The 19,613-nt window shown below is 62.1% G+C and carries 26 protein-coding genes and 1 other RNA gene; 15 read left to right on the forward strand and 12 right to left on the reverse strand.

The features are described from left to right. Positions 1-101 precede the first annotated feature (101 nt). From pyc to NKH30_RS07515, 4 genes are all read left to right on the forward strand, one after another. Positions 102-3,560, forward strand: coding sequence for a pyruvate carboxylase (gene pyc, locus NKH30_RS07500; protein WP_352768410.1), 3,459 nt, complete (start codon positions 102-104; stop codon positions 3,558-3,560). Positions 3,561-3,720: 160 nt separating this feature from the next. Then, a complete protein-coding gene (locus NKH30_RS07505; RefSeq protein WP_023719653.1) occupies positions 3,721-3,981 on the forward strand; it encodes a DUF2312 domain-containing protein in 261 nt (86 codons plus the stop codon). 61 nt (positions 3,982-4,042) lie between these two features. Continuing rightward, a complete protein-coding gene (locus NKH30_RS07510; protein WP_352683328.1) occupies positions 4,043-4,483 on the forward strand; it encodes a hypothetical protein in 441 nt (146 codons plus the stop codon). A 69-nt stretch (positions 4,484-4,552) separates the two neighbouring features. Continuing rightward, on the forward strand, positions 4,553-4,867 hold the full coding sequence (locus NKH30_RS07515) for a hypothetical protein (protein ID WP_023678043.1): 315 nt from the start codon (positions 4,553-4,555) through the stop codon (positions 4,865-4,867). A 3-nt stretch (positions 4,868-4,870) separates the two neighbouring features. On the opposite strand, the gene msrB is transcribed toward NKH30_RS07515, so the two are convergent. From msrB to NKH30_RS07550, 7 genes are all read right to left on the reverse strand, one after another. After that, positions 4,871-5,275, reverse strand: coding sequence for a peptide-methionine (R)-S-oxide reductase MsrB (gene msrB / locus NKH30_RS07520; RefSeq protein WP_027152870.1), 405 nt, complete (start codon positions 5,273-5,275; stop codon positions 4,871-4,873). Positions 5,276-5,384: 109 nt separating this feature from the next. Next, positions 5,385-6,206, reverse strand: coding sequence for an MBL fold metallo-hydrolase (locus NKH30_RS07525; protein ID WP_352768406.1), 822 nt, complete (start codon positions 6,204-6,206; stop codon positions 5,385-5,387). Then, positions 6,207-7,397 (reverse strand): vWA domain-containing protein, encoded by a 1,191-nt coding sequence (locus NKH30_RS07530; RefSeq protein ID WP_352768403.1) that lies wholly within the window; start codon positions 7,395-7,397, stop codon positions 6,207-6,209. 9 nt (positions 7,398-7,406) lie between these two features. After that, complete coding sequence (locus NKH30_RS07535; protein WP_254816428.1) at positions 7,407-7,811, reverse strand: type II toxin-antitoxin system HicB family antitoxin; 405 nt, start codon at positions 7,809-7,811, stop codon at positions 7,407-7,409. Positions 7,812-7,820: 9 nt separating this feature from the next. Continuing rightward, positions 7,821-8,015 carry a type II toxin-antitoxin system HicA family toxin gene (locus tag NKH30_RS07540; protein WP_126104508.1) on the reverse strand — a complete coding sequence of 65 codons (195 nt, stop codon included), beginning with the start codon at positions 8,013-8,015 and terminating at the stop codon, positions 7,821-7,823. Positions 8,016-8,076: 61 nt separating this feature from the next. Continuing rightward, on the reverse strand, positions 8,077-8,523 hold the full coding sequence (locus NKH30_RS07545; protein WP_352768400.1) for a GNAT family N-acetyltransferase: 447 nt from the start codon (positions 8,521-8,523) through the stop codon (positions 8,077-8,079). 117 nt (positions 8,524-8,640) lie between these two features. Further along, entirely contained in the window at positions 8,641-9,480 is an 840-nt protein-coding gene (locus NKH30_RS07550) for an AAA family ATPase (RefSeq protein ID WP_352471229.1), read from the reverse strand. A 176-nt stretch (positions 9,481-9,656) separates the two neighbouring features. On the opposite strand from NKH30_RS07550, the gene ssrS reads away from it, so the two are divergent. The 6 genes from ssrS (at position 9,657) to NKH30_RS07580 (ending at position 12,888) form a co-directional block, all read left to right on the forward strand. Further along, positions 9,657-9,812: non-coding RNA, 6S RNA (ssrS, locus tag NKH30_RS07555), on the forward strand. 140 nt (positions 9,813-9,952) lie between these two features. Further along, positions 9,953-10,540, forward strand: a complete 588-nt coding sequence (locus NKH30_RS07560) for a 5-formyltetrahydrofolate cyclo-ligase (RefSeq protein WP_352450855.1) — start codon at positions 9,953-9,955, stop codon at positions 10,538-10,540. Between the two features lie 81 nt (positions 10,541-10,621). After that, positions 10,622-11,446 (forward strand): TIGR00282 family metallophosphoesterase, encoded by an 825-nt coding sequence (locus NKH30_RS07565; protein WP_023678036.1) that lies wholly within the window; start codon positions 10,622-10,624, stop codon positions 11,444-11,446. A gap of 70 nt (positions 11,447-11,516) precedes the next feature. Continuing rightward, on the forward strand, positions 11,517-12,284 hold the full coding sequence (locus NKH30_RS07570; protein ID WP_352768396.1) for a TerC family protein: 768 nt from the start codon (positions 11,517-11,519) through the stop codon (positions 12,282-12,284). Between the two features lie 53 nt (positions 12,285-12,337). Beyond that, entirely contained in the window at positions 12,338-12,544 is a 207-nt protein-coding gene (locus tag NKH30_RS07575) for a BrnT family toxin (protein WP_352768394.1), read from the forward strand. A 56-nt stretch (positions 12,545-12,600) separates the two neighbouring features. Next, entirely contained in the window at positions 12,601-12,888 is a 288-nt protein-coding gene (locus NKH30_RS07580; RefSeq protein WP_352450852.1) for a BrnA antitoxin family protein, read from the forward strand. Positions 12,889-12,930: 42 nt separating this feature from the next. Here the strand turns inward: NKH30_RS07580 and NKH30_RS07585 are convergent, their stop codons facing one another. Genes NKH30_RS07585 through NKH30_RS07595 form a run of 3 tightly spaced genes read right to left on the reverse strand, consistent with a single transcriptional unit; the run spans position 12,931 to position 14,291 of the window. Beyond that, entirely contained in the window at positions 12,931-13,398 is a 468-nt protein-coding gene (locus NKH30_RS07585; RefSeq protein ID WP_352768391.1) for an SRPBCC family protein, read from the reverse strand. A 30-nt stretch (positions 13,399-13,428) separates the two neighbouring features. Then, positions 13,429-13,791, reverse strand: coding sequence for a VOC family protein (locus NKH30_RS07590; protein WP_352683335.1), 363 nt, complete (start codon positions 13,789-13,791; stop codon positions 13,429-13,431). 17 nt (positions 13,792-13,808) lie between these two features. Further along, positions 13,809-14,291 (reverse strand): SRPBCC domain-containing protein, encoded by a 483-nt coding sequence (locus NKH30_RS07595; RefSeq protein WP_352613345.1) that lies wholly within the window; start codon positions 14,289-14,291, stop codon positions 13,809-13,811. 51 nt (positions 14,292-14,342) lie between these two features. Here NKH30_RS07595 and NKH30_RS07600 point away from each other — a divergent pair, with 51 nt between their 5' ends. The 3 genes from NKH30_RS07600 to NKH30_RS07610 all read left to right on the forward strand — a co-directional run bounded on the left by NKH30_RS07600 (position 14,343) and on the right by NKH30_RS07610 (position 15,961). Further along, positions 14,343-14,666: an ArsR/SmtB family transcription factor gene (locus tag NKH30_RS07600; protein ID WP_023678030.1), complete on the forward strand. Its 324-nt coding sequence runs from the start codon at positions 14,343-14,345 to the stop codon at positions 14,664-14,666. Positions 14,667-14,903: 237 nt separating this feature from the next. Beyond that, complete coding sequence (locus NKH30_RS07605; RefSeq protein WP_352540320.1) at positions 14,904-15,653, forward strand: YebC/PmpR family DNA-binding transcriptional regulator; 750 nt, start codon at positions 14,904-14,906, stop codon at positions 15,651-15,653. Beyond that, the gene (locus tag NKH30_RS07610; RefSeq protein ID WP_352683337.1) at positions 15,650-15,961 is read left to right on the forward strand and encodes an Rdx family protein; all 312 of its coding nucleotides are present in this window, start codon (positions 15,650-15,652) and stop codon (positions 15,959-15,961) included. Before NKH30_RS07605 ends, NKH30_RS07610 begins: the two co-directional genes overlap by 4 nt. 27 nt (positions 15,962-15,988) lie before the next feature. Here the strand turns inward: NKH30_RS07610 and NKH30_RS07615 are convergent, their stop codons facing one another. After that, positions 15,989-16,468: an anthrone oxygenase family protein gene (locus tag NKH30_RS07615; protein WP_352471219.1), complete on the reverse strand. Its 480-nt coding sequence runs from the start codon at positions 16,466-16,468 to the stop codon at positions 15,989-15,991. Between the two features lie 131 nt (positions 16,469-16,599). Between NKH30_RS07615 and NKH30_RS07620 the strand changes: the two genes are divergently transcribed. Further along, complete coding sequence (locus NKH30_RS07620) at positions 16,600-17,241, forward strand: TetR family transcriptional regulator (RefSeq protein WP_352768383.1); 642 nt, start codon at positions 16,600-16,602, stop codon at positions 17,239-17,241. A gap of 69 nt (positions 17,242-17,310) precedes the next feature. Here the strand turns inward: NKH30_RS07620 and rpmE are convergent, their stop codons facing one another. After that, complete coding sequence (rpmE, locus tag NKH30_RS07625; RefSeq protein WP_006327661.1) at positions 17,311-17,532, reverse strand: 50S ribosomal protein L31; 222 nt, start codon at positions 17,530-17,532, stop codon at positions 17,311-17,313. Between the two features lie 204 nt (positions 17,533-17,736). Between rpmE and NKH30_RS07630 the strand changes: the two genes are divergently transcribed. Continuing rightward, the gene (locus NKH30_RS07630; protein WP_352768380.1) at positions 17,737-19,539 is read left to right on the forward strand and encodes an ABC transporter transmembrane domain-containing protein; all 1,803 of its coding nucleotides are present in this window, start codon (positions 17,737-17,739) and stop codon (positions 19,537-19,539) included. Positions 19,540-19,613: the final 74 nt, after the last annotated feature.

Below are 19,613 nucleotides of genomic sequence, written 5' to 3' on the forward strand. Positions count from 1 at the left end.
TTTAAATCGGTTTAGCCGACGTCTCCATTTTTGTTTGCACTGCAGCATTTTCGCGCTAATCATGTCCGGCAGTTCCCTTTCCCGCGTCCGGAGCCCTGTCCTTGGCAATCTCGAAGATCCTTGTCGCCAACCGCTCCGAAATAGCCATCCGCGTCTTCCGCGCGGCCAATGAGCTCGGCCTCAAAACCGTGGCGATCTGGGCAGAGGAGGACAAATACTCCCTGCATCGCTTCAAGGCCGACGAAAGCTACCAGGTCGGGCGCGGGCCGCATTTGGCCAGGGACATGGGGCCGATAGAAAGCTATCTGTCGATCGAGGAGGTTATCCGCGTCGCCAGGCTATCGGGCGCCGATGCCATCCATCCAGGCTACGGCCTGCTGTCGGAAAGCCCGGAATTCGCCGAGGCCTGCGCCACGGCCGGCATCATCTTCATCGGGCCAAAGCCGGATACGATGCGCAGGCTAGGCAACAAGGTCGCCGCTCGCAACCTCGCGATCGAAGTCGGCGTGCCGGTAATTCCCGCCACCGATCCCTTGCCGGACGACATGGAGGCGGTAAAGGAACTCGCCAAGACGATCGGCTACCCGGTGATGCTCAAGGCATCCTGGGGCGGCGGCGGCCGCGGCATGCGCGCCATCCGCTCCGAGGCCGATCTCGCGCGCGAGGTCATGGAAGGCAAGCGTGAGGCGAAGGCGGCTTTCGGCAAGGACGAGGTCTATCTCGAAAAGCTGATCGAGCGCGCACGCCATGTCGAGGTGCAGGTGCTGGGCGACACTCATGGCAACGCCGTGCACCTGTTCGAGCGCGATTGTTCGATCCAGCGCCGCAACCAGAAAGTGGTCGAGCGGGCGCCGGCGCCCTACCTCGAAATGTCACAGCGCGAGGAGCTTTGCGGCTACGCGCTGAGGATCGCGCGCGAAACCAGCTATATCGGCGCCGGCACGGTCGAGTTCCTGCAGGATGCCGATACCGGAAAATTCTACTTCATCGAGGTCAATCCGCGTATCCAGGTCGAGCACACGGTCACCGAACAGGTGACCGGCATCGACATCGTCAAGGCGCAGATCCATATCCTCGACGGCTTTGCCATCGGCACGGCGGAATCGGGCGTTCCGGCGCAGAAGGACATCAGGCTCAACGGCCACGCGCTGCAGTGCCGCATCACCACGGAAGATCCCGAGCATAATTTCATCCCCGACTATGGCCGCATCACCGCCTATCGCGGTGCCACCGGCTTCGGTATCCGCCTTGATGGCGGCACCGCCTATTCGGGCGCGGTCATCACCCGCTTCTACGATCCGCTGCTGGAAAAGGTAACGGCGTGGGCGCCGACGCCGGCCGAGACCATCGCCCGCATGAACCGGGCGCTGCGCGAATTCCGCATCCGCGGCGTGGCGACCAACCTCACGTTCCTCGAGGCGATCATCAATCACCCGAGCTTCGCCGACAATTCCTACACCACCAAGTTCATCGACACGACGCCGGAACTGTTCGCCAGTGTGAAGCGGCAGGACCGCGCGACCAAGCTGCTCAACTACCTTGCCGACGTTTCGGTCAATGGTCATCCCGAGACGCGCGGCCGGCCGCAGCCAAAGGCCGATGCGGCGCCACCGGTAGTGCCATATCTCAACGGCAATGTGCCTCAAGGCAGCAAGCAGAAGCTCGACGTGCTCGGGCCGGAGAAATTCGCCGCGTGGATGCGCGAGCAAAAAGAGGTGCTGGTCACCGACACGACAATGCGCGACGGGCATCAATCCTTGCTCGCGACGCGTGTGCGCACCTATGACATTGCCGGAATTGCCGGCACCTATGCGCGTGCTCTGCCGCAGCTTTTGTCGCTCGAATGCTGGGGCGGCGCCACATTCGACGTCGCCATGCGCTTTCTCACCGAAGACCCATGGGAGCGGCTGTCGCTGGTGCGCGAGGCAGCACCCAACCTTCTGCTGCAGATGCTCCTGCGCGGTGCCAACGGCGTCGGCTATACCAACTATCCCGACAATGTCGTCCAGCATTTCGTCCGCCAGGCCGCTGCCGGCGGCATCGACCTGTTCCGGGTCTTCGACTGCCTGAACTGGGTCGAGAACATGCGCGTGGCCATGGATGCGGTCGGCGCCGAGGGCAGACTGATCGAAGCGGCGATCTGTTATACCGGCGACATACTCGATCCGGCGCGGGCGAAATACGATCTGAAATACTATGTCGGCCTGGCCAGGGAATTGCAGGCGGCAGGCGCCCACATCATCGCCGTCAAGGACATGGCTGGGCTTCTAAAGCCGAGCGCTGCCCGCGCGCTGTTCAAGGCACTGCGCGAGGCGACGGACCTGCCGATCCACTTCCACACCCACGACACATCCGGCCTGTCGGCGGCAACCGTGCTGGCGGCGGTGGAGAGCGGCGTCGACGCCATCGACGCGGCGATGGATTCGCTATCGGGCAACACCTCGCAGCCGTGCCTGGGTTCGATCGTGGAGGCGCTGAAGGGCACCGAGCGCGATCCGGGCCTCGACCCGCAGTGGATCAGGAACATCTCGTTCTACTGGGAGGCGGTGCGCAACCAGTATTCAGCCTTCGAAAGCGACCTGAAGGGGCCGGCATCGGAGGTCTATCTGCACGAAATGCCGGGCGGTCAGTTCACCAACCTCAAGGAACAGGCGCGCTCGCTCGGGCTGGAGACACGCTGGCACGAAGTGGCGCAGACCTATCACGACGTCAATCTGATGTTCGGCGACATCGTCAAGGTGACGCCGTCGTCCAAGGTCGTCGGCGACATGGCGCTGATGATGGTGAGCCAGGACCTGACCGTCGCCGACGTCGAGAATCCGGCGAGGGACATCGCCTTCCCGGATTCGGTGGTGTCGATGTTGCGCGGCGATCTCGGCCAGTCGCCGGGCGGCTGGCCAAAGCCATTGCAGAAGAAGGTGCTGAAGGGCGAAAAGCCGATCACGGTGCGGCCGGGTTCGCTGCTCAAACCGGCGGACCTCAAGGCCAGTCGCGCGGAGGTCGAGGAAAAGCTCGAGCGCAAGCTCAGCGGGTTCGAGTTCGCGTCGTGGCTGATGTATCCGAAGGTGTTTTCCGATTTTGCCGCCGCGCAGGAGACCTACGGGCCGGTCAGCGTGCTGCCGACGCCGACCTATTTCTACGGCATGAAGCCGGAAGACGAGATTTTCGTCGACATCGAAAAAGGCAAGACGCTGGTGGTGCGCTGCCTTGCCATCGGCGATGTCGACGAAAAGGGCATGGTCACCGTGTTCTTCGAGCTCAACGGGCAGCCGCGCCGGGTGAAGGTGCCGGACCGGGCCCATGGCGCGTCCGCTGCCAAGGCACGGCGCAAGGCGGAGCCGGGCAATGAGGCGCATGTCGGCGCGCCGATGCCTGGCGTCGTCTCGGCGCTTGCGGTCGCTGCCGGCCAGGCGGTGAAGGCCGGCGACGTGCTGCTGTCGATCGAAGCGATGAAGATGGAAACGGCGTTGCATGCCGAACGCGACGGCACCATAGCCGAGGTGCTGGTCAAGGCCGGCGACCAGATCGATGCCAAGGATCTGCTGATCGCGTTCGGGTGAAACAGGCCGGCATCAGAGAGACTTGTCGGCGCCTGGCAGCAGCCCTTCATGCCGCATCGATAGTACCTTGACCCGCCGCGCCCGGTCGGGCATCGAACCGCTGCAATTCGCCGCTCGGGTCACCCCGAGTCGCGGCGAGAAACGACGCGGAGAGAAGAATATGGCCGACGACATCACCGAGACCAGCCAGACTGTTGCCGCCGGCCAGCTGCGCGCCTTCATCGAACGAATCGAGCGGCTCGAGGAAGAGAAGAAGACGATTGCCGACGACATCAAGGAAGTGTTCGCCGAGGCCAAGGGCACCGGATTCGACACCAAGGCGATGCGGTCGATCATCCGGCTGCGCAAGAAGGACCAGGCCGAGCGGCAGGAAGAGGAGTCCATCCTCGATCTGTACAAGGCTGCGCTCGGCATGGTGTAAAGGCCGGCCTCGGCGCCGGAGACGATCGCGGGAGAAGCGGTTCTGACCATGGATTCCAGCCATGAGCGAATTCGATTTTGGCGCCCGCCGCGCCTCTGAATTCCGCCAACGCAGCTTCTGGACGCTGTTCGCGGAACGGCATCCGGATGAAAGGGCTCTGTTGGCGAGGCGCGGACCGTGGTTCTGGCAGCGTGGGCTGCCCGATTTCGCATTGGTCCTTTCCATGTATGTCGCGCCTGCGCACAATCATGTCGGCGTCTTCTTCGGCCGCAACGAGAAGTTCGGTGCCACGCAAGCCTGGTCGCGGTTGAAGCCGTTCCAGCCGGCCATCGAAGACAGGCTGAAGCTCAGGCCAGAACAAAGTTGCGACGGCCTCGGCATCAATTCGATGTGGCGGGTGAATTGTTTTGCCGAGGACAATTGGCCGGCGATGACCGACTGGCTGGTGACGGAAGCCTCACGTTTCGAGCGCGCGATTGCCGACGTTCTGGGTCAGGAATAAAGCAGGGTTTCCAGACGCAATCCTTGTGGAAGGGTTGCTCTGGTGAGCAGCCAGGGAGCCGGTCGATCGATGACGATCATGTCGCGCGTTGCCGCTTTCTTCCGCTCACGCTGGTTCGGCGGCGTGCCGCTCGATCGGCTGTTCTGGCGCGACCTGGTCGTTGTCGGCACAGCGATCAACGTCGCGTCGTCGGTGGCGGCGCTCATTCTGCTAGGATTGAAGCTGCCGCTTGCGCTCGTCCTGGCGGTGCATTTCGCGCCGGTTCCCTACAATATCTTCCTGACCTTTGCCGTTTGGCGAACTGCCGGAAAATCGAGTGGCGTCATGGCCTCGCTGATGACTCTTGGCGCCACGTTGTGGCTGATCCTGGTGGTTGTGGCCTGACGATCAGGCGGCCGGCTCGAATTTGAGCGCCACGCCGTTGATGCAATAGCGCAGACCGGTCGGTGGCGGGCCGTCCTCGAAGACATGGCCGAGATGGCTGCCGCAGCGGGCGCAATGGCATTCGGTGCGGACCATGCCGTAGCTGCGGTCGACGGTGGTCTCGACCGAACCCGGCACTGGGTCGTTGAAGCTCGGCCAGCCGGTGCCGCTCTCGAATTTCAGCTTGGATTCAAACAAGGGCTGGTCGCAGCCGACGCAGGAGAAGGTGCCGGCGCGCTTCTCGTGCAGCAGGGCGCAGCTTCCCGGCCGCTCGGTGCCGTGGTTGCGCATCACCGCATATTGCTCAGGCGTCAGCCGGGCGCGCCATTCGGCATCGGTGCGGGTAACGGGGTAGGTGTGGCTGTCCATTTTTTCCTCTTAGCTTATGTCGCTATTTGGGTTGCCTTCGCAACTTCGCCTGAAATAGGCATTTGTTACGGCGTTTGCTCGTATTTCCTGTCCTGCTGCGAAGAATCCCTCAGGCGATGGCCGCGAGATAGCGCGCAACCGATGCTGAAAATGCTGCCTTTGCATCTCCGATGACGTTCTGGTTCCACCATGCGCCGTAGATATGGTCGAACGCGAAAGGCTCCAGCGCGGCCTTGATGCCGAGCACTTTCGTCGCGTTGAGCGGGATATAGTTCGGATAGCTGTACATGAAGCTGACATGACGGCGGGTCGGCGTCACCTGCAGGATGTCGCCGGCCAGGATGGCATTGCCGCGGTCGCGCTTCCAGTGCAGTACCTGGCCACCGGCAAAGTGGCCGCCGCAGCGGATGAGCGTCAGCGACGGGTTTATGGCGCGCATCTCGCCTTCCCAACTGATGATTGCCGGATGCGGCCGCATGATCCACTGACGATCATCGGCGTGCAGATAAATCGGCACGCCGCCAAACGCCCCGCTCCATTCGACCATTGCCGAATAATAATGGCAGTGCGAAATGGCGATGGCGGTCAGGCCGCCCCGGCGGTTGATCTCGGCCACCGCCTCGTCGCTGACCATCGAGATGCAGTCCCACAGCACATTGCCGTGCGGCGTTTGCGCCAGCAATGCGCGCTGGCCGATAGCGAAGCGTGGCTCGATGCCGAAGGCGAGCACGCCGGCATCATCCTTGATCACGACCCGATGGCCGGCGGCGAGCTCTTCCGGCGTGGTCCAGGCCTGACCTTCCCAGCGCACATATTGCCGCTCGTCCTCGCAGATCGGGCAATGTCGCGGCGGCGTCGCTGTCGCCGCGAACTGGACACCGCATTGCAGGCAAAGGAAACAGGTCGACCGTCCTGTTTTGCGTGGATCCATTCAGTGCTTCCTTGAAAGTTGCTTCGTCGCGGCTTCGAGGCCGGCGAGCGTCAGCGGAAACATGCGGCCGCCAAAAATATCGCGGATCATGGCAATCGAATGGGTAAAACCCCAGTTCTTCGCGTCTTCCGGATTGAGCCAAATGGCGTTCGGCCATTGCTGCAGCAGCCTGCCGAGCCAGACGGCGCCGGCCTCCTTGTTCCAATGCTCGACCGAGCCGCCGGGTTGAGCGATCTCATAGGGGCTCATCGAGGCGTCGCCGACGACGATCACCTTGTAGTCGGGGCCATATTTATGGAGGAGATCGAAGGTCGGAATCACCTCGGCATGGCGGCGGCGATTGTCCTTCCACACGCCCTCGTAGAGGCAGTTGTGGAAATAGAAATATTCGAGCTGGCGGAACTCGGCGCGGGCGGCCGAAAACAGCTCCTCGACACTCCTGACATGGTCGTCCATCGAGCCGCCGACATCGAAGAACATCAGCAGCTTCACGGCATTGCGACGTTCGGGTTGTGTCTTAACGTCAAGATAACCGTGCTCGGCGGTGGCGTGGATGGTGCCGGGCAGGTCGAATTCCTGTTCGGCGCCTTCGCGCACCCAGCGGCGCAAGCGCTTCAGCGCGACCTTGATGTTGCGGGTGCCGAGTTCGACGGCGTCATCGAAATTCCTGAACTCGCGTTTGTCCCAGACTTTTACCGCGCGGCGGTTGCGGCTTTCGTGCTGGCCGATGCGCACGCCTTCGGGATTGTAGCCATAGGCGCCGAAGGGCGAGGTGCCGCCGGTGCCGATCCATTTCGAACCGCCCTGATGCCGGCCGTTTTGCTCCTCCAACCGCTTCTTCAGCGTCTCCATAAGCTTTCCGAAGCCGCCCAGCGCCTCGATCAGCTTTTTCTCCTCGTCGGTCAGGTGCTTTTCGGCGAGCCTCCGCAGCCATTCCTCCGGGATGTTTGCGACATCGACCGGCTTTTCGCCAGCCAGCGCCTCGACACCTTTGAAGATGTGCGAAAAGACCTGGTCGAAGCGGTCGATGTGGCGCTCGTCCTTCACCAGAGCGGCGCGGGCAAGATAGTAAAAGCCCTCGACATCATAGTCGACCAGCCCGGCCTCCAGCCCCTCCAGCAGCGACAGATATTCGCGGAGCGAGACCGGAACCCGCGCTGCCTTCAGTTCGAGGAAGAAGGGGATGAACATGGTCCGACTTTATCTGTGTCCCTCGATCTTCTCCCGTGCGGCGCTGGCGATAAAGGCGGAACGCGTCAGACCACGCCGACCCGCTTCTTCGTCGATTGCTGCCAAAAGACCTGCGTCGAGCGACAGATTGGCCCGGACAGGCCGTCCGGAATCGATCAGCACAGGGATCATCACGGCGGATTCACCGGCAGCGCTATCGACTTCGCCCAGTCGGAGCAGATCTGCCACAGTGCGCGCCGCGGGCAAGGGCAAGTTCTTCGCCATTCGTGTCTCTGCCCATTCGCGAACGGCAGAAGTCGCATCGGCTATCGCCTCTTCGGGACTTGCGCCACCGCCGTGACATCCGGGAAGATCAGGCACCCGCACTCCCCAGACTTCATCTGCGCCGTCAAGAATTCCGACATAGTGCGTCATGATTCGTCCTTAAATCCATCCAGCAAGCCGGGCGATCGACCGCGCAACACCCAGAGATTGTTCGCGATGCCGCGGCACGATAATCATGATCTCCGGCCTTTCCGGATGCTCGTACTTCTCGTGTTTGCCGCCGCCTACGTTCACCCAGCCGTCACGTAAAAGCCTCGTGACAATCTTGCGCGTGTTGGTCTCGATCAGCGGCACTGTCGCCCCTGATCATGCGCAATATATTGCGCACAGGTGATTATTTCAATCGTTGGCTTCATCATAGCAGATCGTATTCGATGAAGCCGGTCCGCCGCGCCACGTGGTCGTAGAGCTTGCGTGCGGTGGCGTTGGTCTCGTGGGTCATCCAGTAGACGTTCTTGACGCCGACCTTGCCGGCTTCCTGCTTGACCGCTTCGATCAGGGCGGCGCCGACGCCCTTGCCGCGTACATCGGGGTCGGCGAACAGGTCCTGCAGATAGCAGTTGTTTATCTGCGACCAGCAGGAGCGATGGTAGAGATAGTGCGTCAGGCCGACGGCCTTGCCGTCGAGGGTGGCGATGAAGCCTTTCGGCTCGAACTCGCCCGCCGTGAACAGCCGCTTCCAGGTGACGGCGTAAACCTCTTCCGGCAGCTTGGTTTCGTAGAAGGTGAGATAGGCGGTCCAAAGACGCCGCCAATCGGCGTGGTGAGATTGCGCCAATGGGCGGATGGTGATCTCGGTCATTTCGTTTCCCTCTGAAGTCGGCAACCTGAAGCTGCCTCCGTGCCCGGCTAGAGGCAACGGTCCAGCACCGGGAAAGCGCTGTCCGGTGACTTCGTGGGCTTCCGGCCGACCGGCCCCTCATCCCTGCCGTCTCGCCATGAAGGCCAGGCGCTCGAACAGATGCACGTCCTGTTCGTTCTTCAGCAAGGCGCCGTGCAGCTTGGGCAGCACGTTCTTCGGGTCGGCGCGCAGGTCCTCGGGCGCGATCTCGTCGGCGACCAGCAGGCGGATCCAGTCGAGTGCCTCGGAGGTCGACGGCTTCTTCTTGAGGCCCGGCACGTCACGGATTTCATAGAATTGCGTGAGTGCGGCGCGCACCAGGTTCTGCTTGATGCCGGGATAGTGCACGTCGACGATTTTGTGCAGCGTCTCGACGTCGGGAAAGCGGATGTAGTGGAAGAAGCAGCGGCGCAGGAAGGCGTCCGGCAGCTCTTTTTCGTTGTTGGAGGTGATGATGACGATCGGCCGGACTGTGGCACGGATGGTCTCGCCGGTCTCGTAGACGAAGAACTCCATCCGATCCAGTTCCTGCAACAGATCGTTGGGGAACTCGATATCGGCCTTGTCGATCTCGTCGATCAGAAGCACGACTTTCTTGCCGGCAGCAAAGGCGTCCCACAGCTTGCCGCGCTTGATGTAATTGCGGATGTCGTTGAAGCGCTCGTCGCCGAGCTGGCTGTCGCGCAGCCGCGAGACGGCATCATATTCATAGAGGCCCTGCTGCGCCCGCGTGGTCGATTTGACGTGCCATTCGATCAGATCGAGGCCGAGCGCCGCCGCCACCTGGCGGGCAAGTTCGGTCTTGCCGGTACCGGGCTCGCCCTTGACCAGCAACGGCCGCTCGAGCGCGATCGCCGCGTTGACCGCCACCATCAGATCCTTGTCGGCGACATAGGCTGCCGTGCCTTCAAAACGCATTTTTGCTCCCGGGTTCATCGCGCGACCCTAAGGAGGCGGCCTTCGCTGTGCAAGGCGCTGCTGGCAAAGCGGGGATCTTGCCGGCGCGACCCTCGTCGAGCGGTTCTGCGTCGATTTAAGACTCGAAACATGTCGTCTCTCTGGCGCTTGGTCTGCCGTCTGCCTATATTGGCGGAGACGGTCTGCGCTTCCCGGCAGGAGAACATTTTCCCCGGGGCCTTAATGATCCCTAGGGAGCTGTCCCTGGGAAGACCCGTGGGTTTTCTCATACGGCGCCCACCTACTTTGTAGGTTCCCGGGATCGCTCTCTCCACCGGTTGTGTGGATCGTCACCTGTCGAAAAGGCAATGTCTGGCGGATCTTGTCGTCGCGCCGCTTTGTGCGGTGCTCTCACGAACGAAAGTTCGCCCCGCTCCTCCAAAACGTCGCTCGTAAAACTCCATCCAAATCTGACCTTTTCTAACGTCGGCGCATGACATCCCCAAAAGACCTGAAAAAAACTCTCCGCAACCAAGCCCTCGGGCGCCGCGACGCGCTCGATCCTTTCTGGCGGGTGGAGGCAGCACTCGAAATGGCCGAGACGGCGCGCGACCGGATCACCGTCGAGCCGGCCCAGATCGTCTCAGGCTTCTGGCCGATGCGCTCGGAAGTCGACGTCCGGCCGCTGATGTTTGCCTTGCGCGAAAAGGGGGCAAGACTCTGCCTGCCGGCCATCCTCAACAAGACCACCATCGTTTTTCGCGAACTGGTGCGCGGCGCGCCGATGATCGACATGGGCTTCGGCACCGTCGGGCCGCATGAGGAAGCCGAGGTGCTCGATCCCCAAATGATGCTGGTGCCGCTTGCCGCCTTCGATGCGCGCGGCCACCGCATCGGTTACGGCGCCGGCTATTACGACCGGGCGATCGCGCGGCTGGCCGACAAGGGACAGCAGCCGCGGCTGATCGGCATTGCCTTCGACTGCCAGGAGGTGGCCCTGGTGCCGGACGAGCCGCATGACGTGATCATTCCGGAAATACTCACCGAGAGCGGGTTGCGCCGGTTCGCGCCGAAATTGTAGATAAGTTCCTGGACGCATGGTCTTTTCCGAAAGTCATGCAGCTTTTTGCTTCGCTGACCTTCGGTTTGGGATCACGCTTATATGAGACTTCTCTTCCTCGGCGACATGGTCGGCAAGACAGGACGTACGGCGGTGTGGGAACAACTGCCCGGCCTGATCTCGGATTTCAAACTCGACTTCGTCATCGTCAATGGCGAGAACGCCGCCGGCGGCTTCGGCATCACCGAGGAAATTTTTCGCGAGACGATCTCGGCCGGCGCCGATGTCGTCACCACCGGCAACCATGTCTGGGACCAGCGCGATGCGCTGATTTTCGCGCCGCGCGAAGAGCGCTTCCTGCGTCCGTCCAATTTCCCCAAGGGTACGCCGGGGCGCGGCTCAGGCGTCTACATCGCCAGGAACGGCGCGCGCGTGCTGGTCGCCAACATCATGGGCCGGGTGTTCATGCATCCCGAGCTCGACGATCCGTTCCAGGCCGGCGAGCGCGAACTTGCCGCTTGTCCGCTTGGTGAGCAGGCCGATGCGATCGTCATCGATTTCCATGCCGAGGCGACCTCGGAAAAAATGTGTTTCGCCCACTTTGTCGACGGCCGTGCCAGCCTTGTTGTCGGCACCCACACGCATCAGCCGACCGGCGATCACCAGATCCTCAATGGCGGCACCGGTTATATTTCCGATGCCGGCATGTGCGGCGATTACGATTCCTCGCTCGGCATGGACAAGGAGGAGCCGCTCAACCGGTTCCTGTCCAAGGTGCCGAAAGGCCGCTTCGAGGCGTCGACCGGACCGGCGACATTGTGCGGCGTCGGCGTCGACATTTCCGACCGTAGCGGCCTGACCGAACGGATCGCGCCGTTTCGCCGCGGCCCGCGGCTGGAGGAAACGGCGCCATCCTTCTGGTCGTGACATTGATATGGACGCTTGCAGTACCCAATTGCCGGCGAAACTGCTCTAGATCGTAGAGGGGACGACCTCCATGCAGCTAGTCGAATTCCTGGCGCCGCATTTCGCCTTTGTCTCCGACCCGACGGCATGGATCGCGCTGCTGACGCTGGTCGTGCTGGAGGTCGTGCTCGGCATCGACAATCTGATCTTCATCTCGATCCTGACCAACAAATTGCCGGTAGCGCAGCGGGCCCGCGCCCGGCGGCTCGGCATATCCGCCGCGCTGGTGATGCGGCTGATCCTGCTGGCCACCATCTCGATCATCGTCCAACTGACGACGCCGATATTCACCGCCTTCGGCCACGGCTTTTCATGGCGCGACCTGATCCTGATCGCCGGCGGCCTGTTTCTCGTCTGGAAGGCGACCAAGGAGATCCACCACACGGTTGATCTCGATGATCACCAAGACACCATGATGGGCGAGACGCTGCAGCTTTCGCTGGCCGGCGCGATTTTCCAGATATTGCTGCTCGACCTCGTCTTCTCGATCGACTCGATCATCACCGCCGTCGGCATGACCGACGAAATCGCGATCATGTACATCGCGGTGATCGTGGCGGTGAGCGTGATGATGCTGGCGGCCGGGCCGCTGGCCGATTTCATCGCCAGGAACCCCAGCATCGTCATGCTGGCCCTCGGCTTCCTGCTGATGATCGGCATGACGCTGATCGCCGACGGCATGGGTTACCACGTGCCGAAAGGCTACATCTACGCCGCCATGGGTTTTTCGGCACTGGTCGAAGGGCTCAACATGCTGGCGCGGCGGCGGAAGAAGGCAAAGGGCGGGGGCGGGCATTGACTTGACTCTTACAGAATTGTGCGTACAATTTTGTAAATAACGGTGCCGCTATATTGCGATTTGGATGGGATCCCGAGAAGGCCAAGCGCAACCGTGCGAAGCATGGTGTTGCGTTCGATCTCGCCAAAGATGTCTTCAAGGATCCGCTTCATCTGATTGTGCCTGACCGGTTTGAAGATGGCGAGCAAAGGTGGCATGCGATCGGGATGAGGGCTGGTGGTACTGCTCGTTGTTCACACTTATCCCGATCTCGAAGATGAGGAACGAATTCGGATTGTCGGTGTCCGGAAAGCAACGCCGCATGAATGGAGGCGCTATGAGCAGGAAGGAACTTAGCCAAGATCAGCGCAACCAGCTCGCCAATTTGGCAGATTTGCCTGACAGCGAAATTGACACGTCCGACATTCCGGAAACTTCGGCCGAGAATTGGGTTCATGCTCGCCGAGGGCACCTCTACCGGCCACTAAAGCAGCCGGTGACCATTCGGCTTGACGCTGATGTGCTGTCCTGGTTCAAGGAGCATGTCGAAGGCGGTGGCTATCAAACGGAGATCAACCGCGTGCTCCGCCGTCATGTGCTAGAGCAGGAAAAGCGGCGTTCCTGAGCATTCGCGGTCTGTTGCCAGCCGATCTTGGCTCGCCGTTACTTAATTTGCTGGAACGTCCTTCGGGTGGCGGTCGCCGATCAGGCCGAGCATCACGCCTTGCTCCAGCCACGCCTTGGCGCCGGCGAGCACCAGCGCAAAACCGCCGGTCGAGCCGATCGCCTGCTTGACCTGCTCGTCAGGGCTGCCGGCAAAGCCGAAATTGCGGACCTCGACAAAGGTCGTGTTGCCCGGCATCTCCTCGAAAGTCCAGACCACCGTAGTCGGCGGATCGCTCCATTGCATGACGATCTTCTTGTTATCGACGATCTCACTGACATTGACCGTCGTCGAGACGCCATACATGCGCCATTCCCAGCGAACTTTGTTGCCGCTGTCCAGCCTGTTGCTGCCATGGGTGAACCAGAACTTCGTCGTGATCGCCGGATCGACGAAGGCTTCGAATACGTCGGCGACCGGCCGCCTTATCAGCATGCCGGCTTCGGCGGTCGGTGTTTCGCGGATTTCCATTTCATCCTCCTTTCCACGGCGCCGCCCTGTTCACCAGGCATCGGGTTCGCGCACCAGGTGAATGATGTTGGTCGGGTTGGTGATCCAGCCGCCGCGAAAGCCTTCACCCAGTGCCTCGATGGCATCGCAGCGCACGACACCGGCCTCGGCGAGATGCTCCGCAGCGGCCGGAAAGTCATCGGTGAACAGTTCCAGCCAGATCTCGGCCTGGCTCATCATCGGCGCCTCGTCGATCCACAGCCGATTGGGACCGAGTTCGAAGCCGACGGCCGGCGGCTTGGCGGTGAATGGCTTCAGGCCGATGACGTCGCGATAGAAGGCGACCGTTGCCTGGTATTGATGCGGCGGGACCTTCATCGCGATGTTGATGCCGCCGGTGATCTTCGCGGACATTCTTACTCCATTTGCTCTCAGATGTTGTTCTGGTTGGCCGGCTCGCCCTTCATCTCGCTGCGGTAATAGCCGTCGCGCAGATTGATGCCGTATTCGACATAGGCCTTCATGCAGGCCAGCATCTGCGACCAGCCCTCGCAATTGAGGTAGGATTTCTTCAGGCCGACCGCGTCCTCGTGCCAGCCGGTTTCGGCGATGGTGACGAAGGTGCCGCCATCGTCGAGCGGCTCGAAATTCATCTCGATGCGAGTCTTGTAGGCTGGCTTGCCGTCGGCGTCGGTGGCATCCCAGCGCAGCACGATGCGGCTGTCTTTCTTCACCTCGTCGACCTCGACGGGAACCTTGCCCCACCAGATGACGGTGGCGCCCGCCACCAGCAGTGCGCTGGCGCCGCCGATCGTGGTGAAGTAGCCGCTAAGTTTCTTCGGATTGACGACCGCATCGAAGACTTCGGCGACGGGTTTGCCGATGCGGCCAGAAACCCTGAATCCAAGAGACATATCCACAGCTCCTTCCTTGAATGGCTCAATGATATGTTATAGAAATATAACATGTCAAGCCAATCGCGGGACGACAATGTTTTCAAGGCGCTGGCGCATCCGCGCCGGCGTGCGTTGCTCGACCGGCTGAAGGATGCGCCGCAGACCACCGGCATGTTGTGCGATGCCTTCCCCGACATGGACCGCTGCACGGTCATGCTGCACCTGAAGGTGCTGGAGGAGGCCGACCTGGTCGTGGCGCGGCGCGAGGGGCGCGAACGCTGGAACCATCTCAACGCGCTGCCGATCAAGCACATCCACGACCGCTGGATCAGTCAATATGCCACGCACGCGATCAGCATCCTCGACCGGCTGAAATCCGATCTTGAGGGATGAAAGGTTTGCCGAAGCCTGCCGATTTTCGGATCTTGAAACCCTTGCGTGCCGGCAGCAATGGCGCGGCTGGACGAATTGAGCCGATTTATCTATAAGCCGGCCATTCCGACAGCGAGCGCCGTCCGTCCGTCAGGGACGCAGCAGGAGGTTCTGAAATTTTGAATTCGAGCATTTTGCAAGATGCCGGGTGGTTCACCAGGCGGCAGATGCTCTAGCCGAGAAGATGACAGGGGTGCCATGGCTGGCCATTCACAGTTCAAGAACATCATGCACCGCAAGGGCCGCCAGGATGCGGTGCGGTCGAAAATGTTTTCCAAGCTGGCGCGCGAAATCACCGTCGCCGCCAAGAGCGGCACGCCCGATCCATCGATGAACCCGCGCCTGCGCCTTGCGGTGCAGAACGCTAAGGCGGTGTCGATGCCGAAGGACAATATCCAGCGCGCCATCAACAAGGCGTCGATGGGCGATGCCGAGACCTACGAAGCCGTGCGCTACGAGGGTTACGGGCCAGGCGGCGTCGCGCTGATCGTCGAGGCGCTGACCGACAACCGCAACCGCTCGGCGTCGAATGTGCGCGCTGCCTTCACCAAGGCGGGCGGGGCGATGGGCGAGACCGGCTCGGTATCGTTCATGTGGGACCGCGTCGGCGAGATCTACTATCCGGCATCGGCCGGCAGCGCCGAGAAGGTGATGGACGCGGCGATCGAGGCCGGCGCCGACGACGTCCAGTCGGACGAGGACGGCCACACGATCTACTGCGCTTTCGAGAATCTCGGCGAAGTGTCGAAGGCGCTGGAGGGCGCGCTCGGAGAGGCTGAATCGGTGAAGCCGATCTGGAAGCCGCAGACCAATATCGCGGTCGACGAGGAGCGGGCACAATCGCTGATGAAGCTGGTTGCGACGCTCGAGGACGACGACGACGTGCAGAGCGTCTACGCCAATTTCGAGGTCGACGAGGAGACCTTGGCAAAGCTCAGCGCGGCATGATCCAACACGCGCTGCCCACAGTCCGCATCACCTATTGCACGCAGTGCCTGTGGCTGCTCAGGGCCGGCTGGATGGCGCAGGAGCTGCTGTCGACCTTCGGCACCGATCTGGGCGAAGTGACGCTGGTGCCCGGCACCGGCGGCATCTTCACCATTTCCTGCAATGATACGCTGGTCTGGGACCGCAAGCGTGACGGCGGTTTTCCCGACGCCGCAAAGCTCAAGCAACTGGTTCGCGACGTCATCGATCCGGATCGCGATCTGGGCCATGCCGACCGCAAGGGCCATAAGTCAAAAGACCCTGCCTGACGGCCTTTTAGGACTTCCGTCCTGCATTCACCGCCATGCGAAGATGAAGCAGCCCAGCGCCACGATGGCGGTGATGGTGCGGACATGGTTCCACATCACCCAGTCCCTGAGATAGGTGGCCCATACCGCGGCGCCGTTGGCGCTTGCCGGATCGACCGCGGCCAGGGCGTTGTTAAGCGGCACGTTGAACATCATCGTCACGATTGGGTTGCCGACGAGGTAGATCAGGGCGCCGGCGAGGAGCCAGAACGAACCCGGTTGGCTCCAGCCGATAAGAGCGCCGGCGGCAAGGACAAGACAGACCAGCCCGGTGCCGAAAAGCGCGGTCATGAATGCCGGCGTAATCACGGTGATGTTGATCGAATTCATGGCGGCGATGCCGCCTCCGGCAGGCAAGCGGGCGAGCGCCGGCATGATAAAGTTGGAGAAGGCGAAGAAAACGCCGCCGACAACGCCTGAGCCAATGGCAGCGACGAAGGTGAGGGTGGGAAGCAGTTTCATGATCATGTCAGTTCCTCCGGCTTCAGATTCGAGCAGTTCGATTGGTGTGTCGTCTAAAAATATGAATGATCCTCACATTTGCAAAACGTGATAAACCCTCGTATTTTCTCAGTCAAGCCATTTTTCTGGAGACAGTCATGGAAGGCACCGCTGCACCGGGTTCCCGCAACGAGCAGATCGCATCGCCGCGCCGGGCGCCGAGCCAGCAGCGCAGCCGCGAGCGGGTCGAGCGCATGCTGGCCGCCGCCTCGGCGTTGATCGCCGAGCAAGGCAGCGACGCCATGCGCATGGGCGAGGTGGCCGAGAGGGCCGGCGTGTCGATTGGCTCGCTCTACCAGTTCTTCCCCGACAAGAGGGCGATCATCTGGGCGCTGGCCGAACGCTACACCGCCGAAAGCCAGGCCTGCATTGCGGCAGCGCTAGCCGAGGTCAATGACGCCGAAGGCCTGCGCCGGGCATTTTCGGAACTGGTGGATATCTACTACGGAATGTTCCTGGCGGAGCCGGTGATGCGCGACATCTGGTCGGGCACGCAGGCCGACAAGGCGCTGCGCGAACTCGAGCTTGCCGACAGCCGGGCCAACGCCGAATTCCTTACAGCCGTGCTGAAACGGCTGCGGCCATCCGCCGATCCGGAAGCGCTCGAAACGACGGCGTTTCTCATCTGGCAGATGGGCGAGGCCGCAATGCGGCTGGCGATCTCGGTCGGGCGGCAAGAAGGCGACAGGCTGGTCGCGGCCTACAAGCGGATGGCCCTGCGCGAGTTGCTCGGCGAGTAGGGCCGTATTTTCCCAACAAAAAACCCGCCACGAAGGCGGGTTTCTCGATCTGCGAAATGCCAATGCGGCTTAGAGGCCGAAGCCTTCGAAACGCTTCTTGAACTTCGACAGGCGGCCACCGCGGTCGAGCAGGGTCTGCTGGCCGCCGGTCCAGGCCGGATGGGTGGTGGGGTCGATATCGAGGTTCATCGTATCGCCTTCCTTGCCCCAGGTCGAACGGGTCATGTATTCGGTGCCGTCGGTCATGACGACCTTGATGGTGTGGTAGTCGGGATGGATATCGGTCTTCATGGGTCTGTTCCTGGCTTGCCGGGTGCTGCCGACGGGCTGAAGCCTGCGTCGATGCGCCCCTTTTTAAAACTCGAAGCCGCAGCTATTGAGGAGCCACGGCTTCTAAAACGGTCGGCGAGCCTATACATCAGCCGGAATTGAATCACAAGGCCGCGGCAAGCGCATATTGATGGCGCAAGCCTCAAAGGGCCAAAGGAAACGGTCATGGCGAACATCAGCGGCGATGCAGACGAGCGCAGGCGCTCGCTGAGGCCGCTGCAGCGCCTGTTTCCCTACATTACGCATTACCGCAAAATGGTCATCGGCGCGATCGTCTCGCTGGCCGTCGCTGCGGCGACGACGCTGGCGCTGCCGCTGGCCGTGCGGCGGATGATCGACCACGGTTTTTCCGCTTCCGATTCCAGCTTCATTGCCGAATATTTCGCCATGCTGGTGGTGATGGCCGCCGTTCTGGCGGCGGCGTCGGCCAGCCGCTACTATTTCGTCATCACGCTCGGCGAGCGCGTCGTTGCCGATATCCGCCGCGATGTCTTTGCCCACGTCACAACACTGTCGCCATCCTTTTTCGACACGGCCCAGTCGGGCGAGATCGTCTCGCGGCTCGCCGCCGACACGACACAGGTCAAATCGGCCGTCGGTGCTACCGCCTCGGTGGCTTTGCGCAACGTCATCCTCGGCCTTGGCGCCGTGGCGATGATGGTCTTCACCAGCCCAAAACTGTCCGGCCTGGTCATCGCGGCCATTCCGCTGATCGTGCTGCCGCTGGTCGCCTTCGGCCGCTCGGTGCGGCGCAAGTCACGGCTGGCGCAGGATACGCTTGCCAATGCCACCGCCTATGCCAGCGAGCAGATCGGCGCGGTGCGCACCCTGCAGGCCTTCACCAACGAGAAGCTTGTAACCAGATATTTTTCGTCCGCCGTGGAAGCAGCGTTCGAAGCGGCGCGGGCCTCGATCTTTGCCCGCTCCTTTCTCACCTTCTTCGCCATCTTCATGATCTTTTCGTCAGTCGTGGCGGTGCTGTGGTTCGGTTCGCGCGACGTGCTCGACGGCACGCTGTCGCCGGGCACGCTCGGTCAATTCCTGCTCTATTCGGTGTTCGCCGCCGGCGCGCTCGGCGCCCTGTCGGAGGTCTGGGGCGAACTTTCCCAGGCAGCGGGCGCTGCCGAACGGCTGACCGAGATCCTGGCCGAGAAACCCGCGATCCAGGCGCCCGCCGATCCGAAGCCGCTGCCGGCAAAGGCGAGAGGTGCCATCAGCTTCGACGATGTCTCCTTCTCCTATCCGGCCCGGCCCGACCGCGCCGCCGTCCATGGCCTGAGCTTTCAGGTCAAACCCGGCGAGACGGTCGCGATCGTCGGACCCTCGGGCGCCGGCAAGAGCACCGTGTTTTCGCTGCTTCTGCGCTTCTACGATCCGGAGTCCGGCGGGATCATCATCGACGGGGTCGATCTGCGCGAGGCCGATCCGGCGGCGATCCGCGCGCGCATCGCCATCGTGCCGCAGGACGTCACCATCTTTGCCGCAAGCGCGCGCGACAATATCGGCTTTGGCCGGCCTGGCGCCAGCCAGGCCGAGATCGAGGCGGCGGCGAAGGACGCGCTTGCCGACGAGTTCATCCTGAAACTCGAAAAGGGCTATGACAGCCAGGTCGGCGAGCGCGGCGTGACGCTGTCGGGCGGCCAGCGCCAGCGCGTGGCGATCGCCCGCGCCATTTTGCGCGATGCGCCCGTCCTGCTGCTCGACGAGGCGACCTCGGCGCTAGATGCCGAAAGCGAGACGCTGGTGCAGACGGCGCTGGACCGGCTGATGAAGGGCCGCACCACGATCGTCATCGCCCATCGGCTGGCCACCGTGCTGAAGGCCGATCGCATCCTGGTCATGGATGGCGGCCGCATCGTCGAGGAAGGCACGCATCAGAGCCTGGTCGCCAAGGGCGGCATCTATGCGCGGCTGGCCAAGCTGCAGTTCGACACCGGGGCGAGTGCTTTCAGGGGCGCGGCCGAGTAGCATCGCTCCATCCCGATGAAATCGGGATAAGGCTCCATCTTCTTGTTTGACCATGATCTTTTCCGAAAACCGGC

Source organism: Mesorhizobium sp. M1273, from assembly GCF_040318195.1.
In the GTDB taxonomy this organism is placed as follows: Bacteria; Pseudomonadota; Alphaproteobacteria; order Rhizobiales; family Rhizobiaceae; genus Mesorhizobium.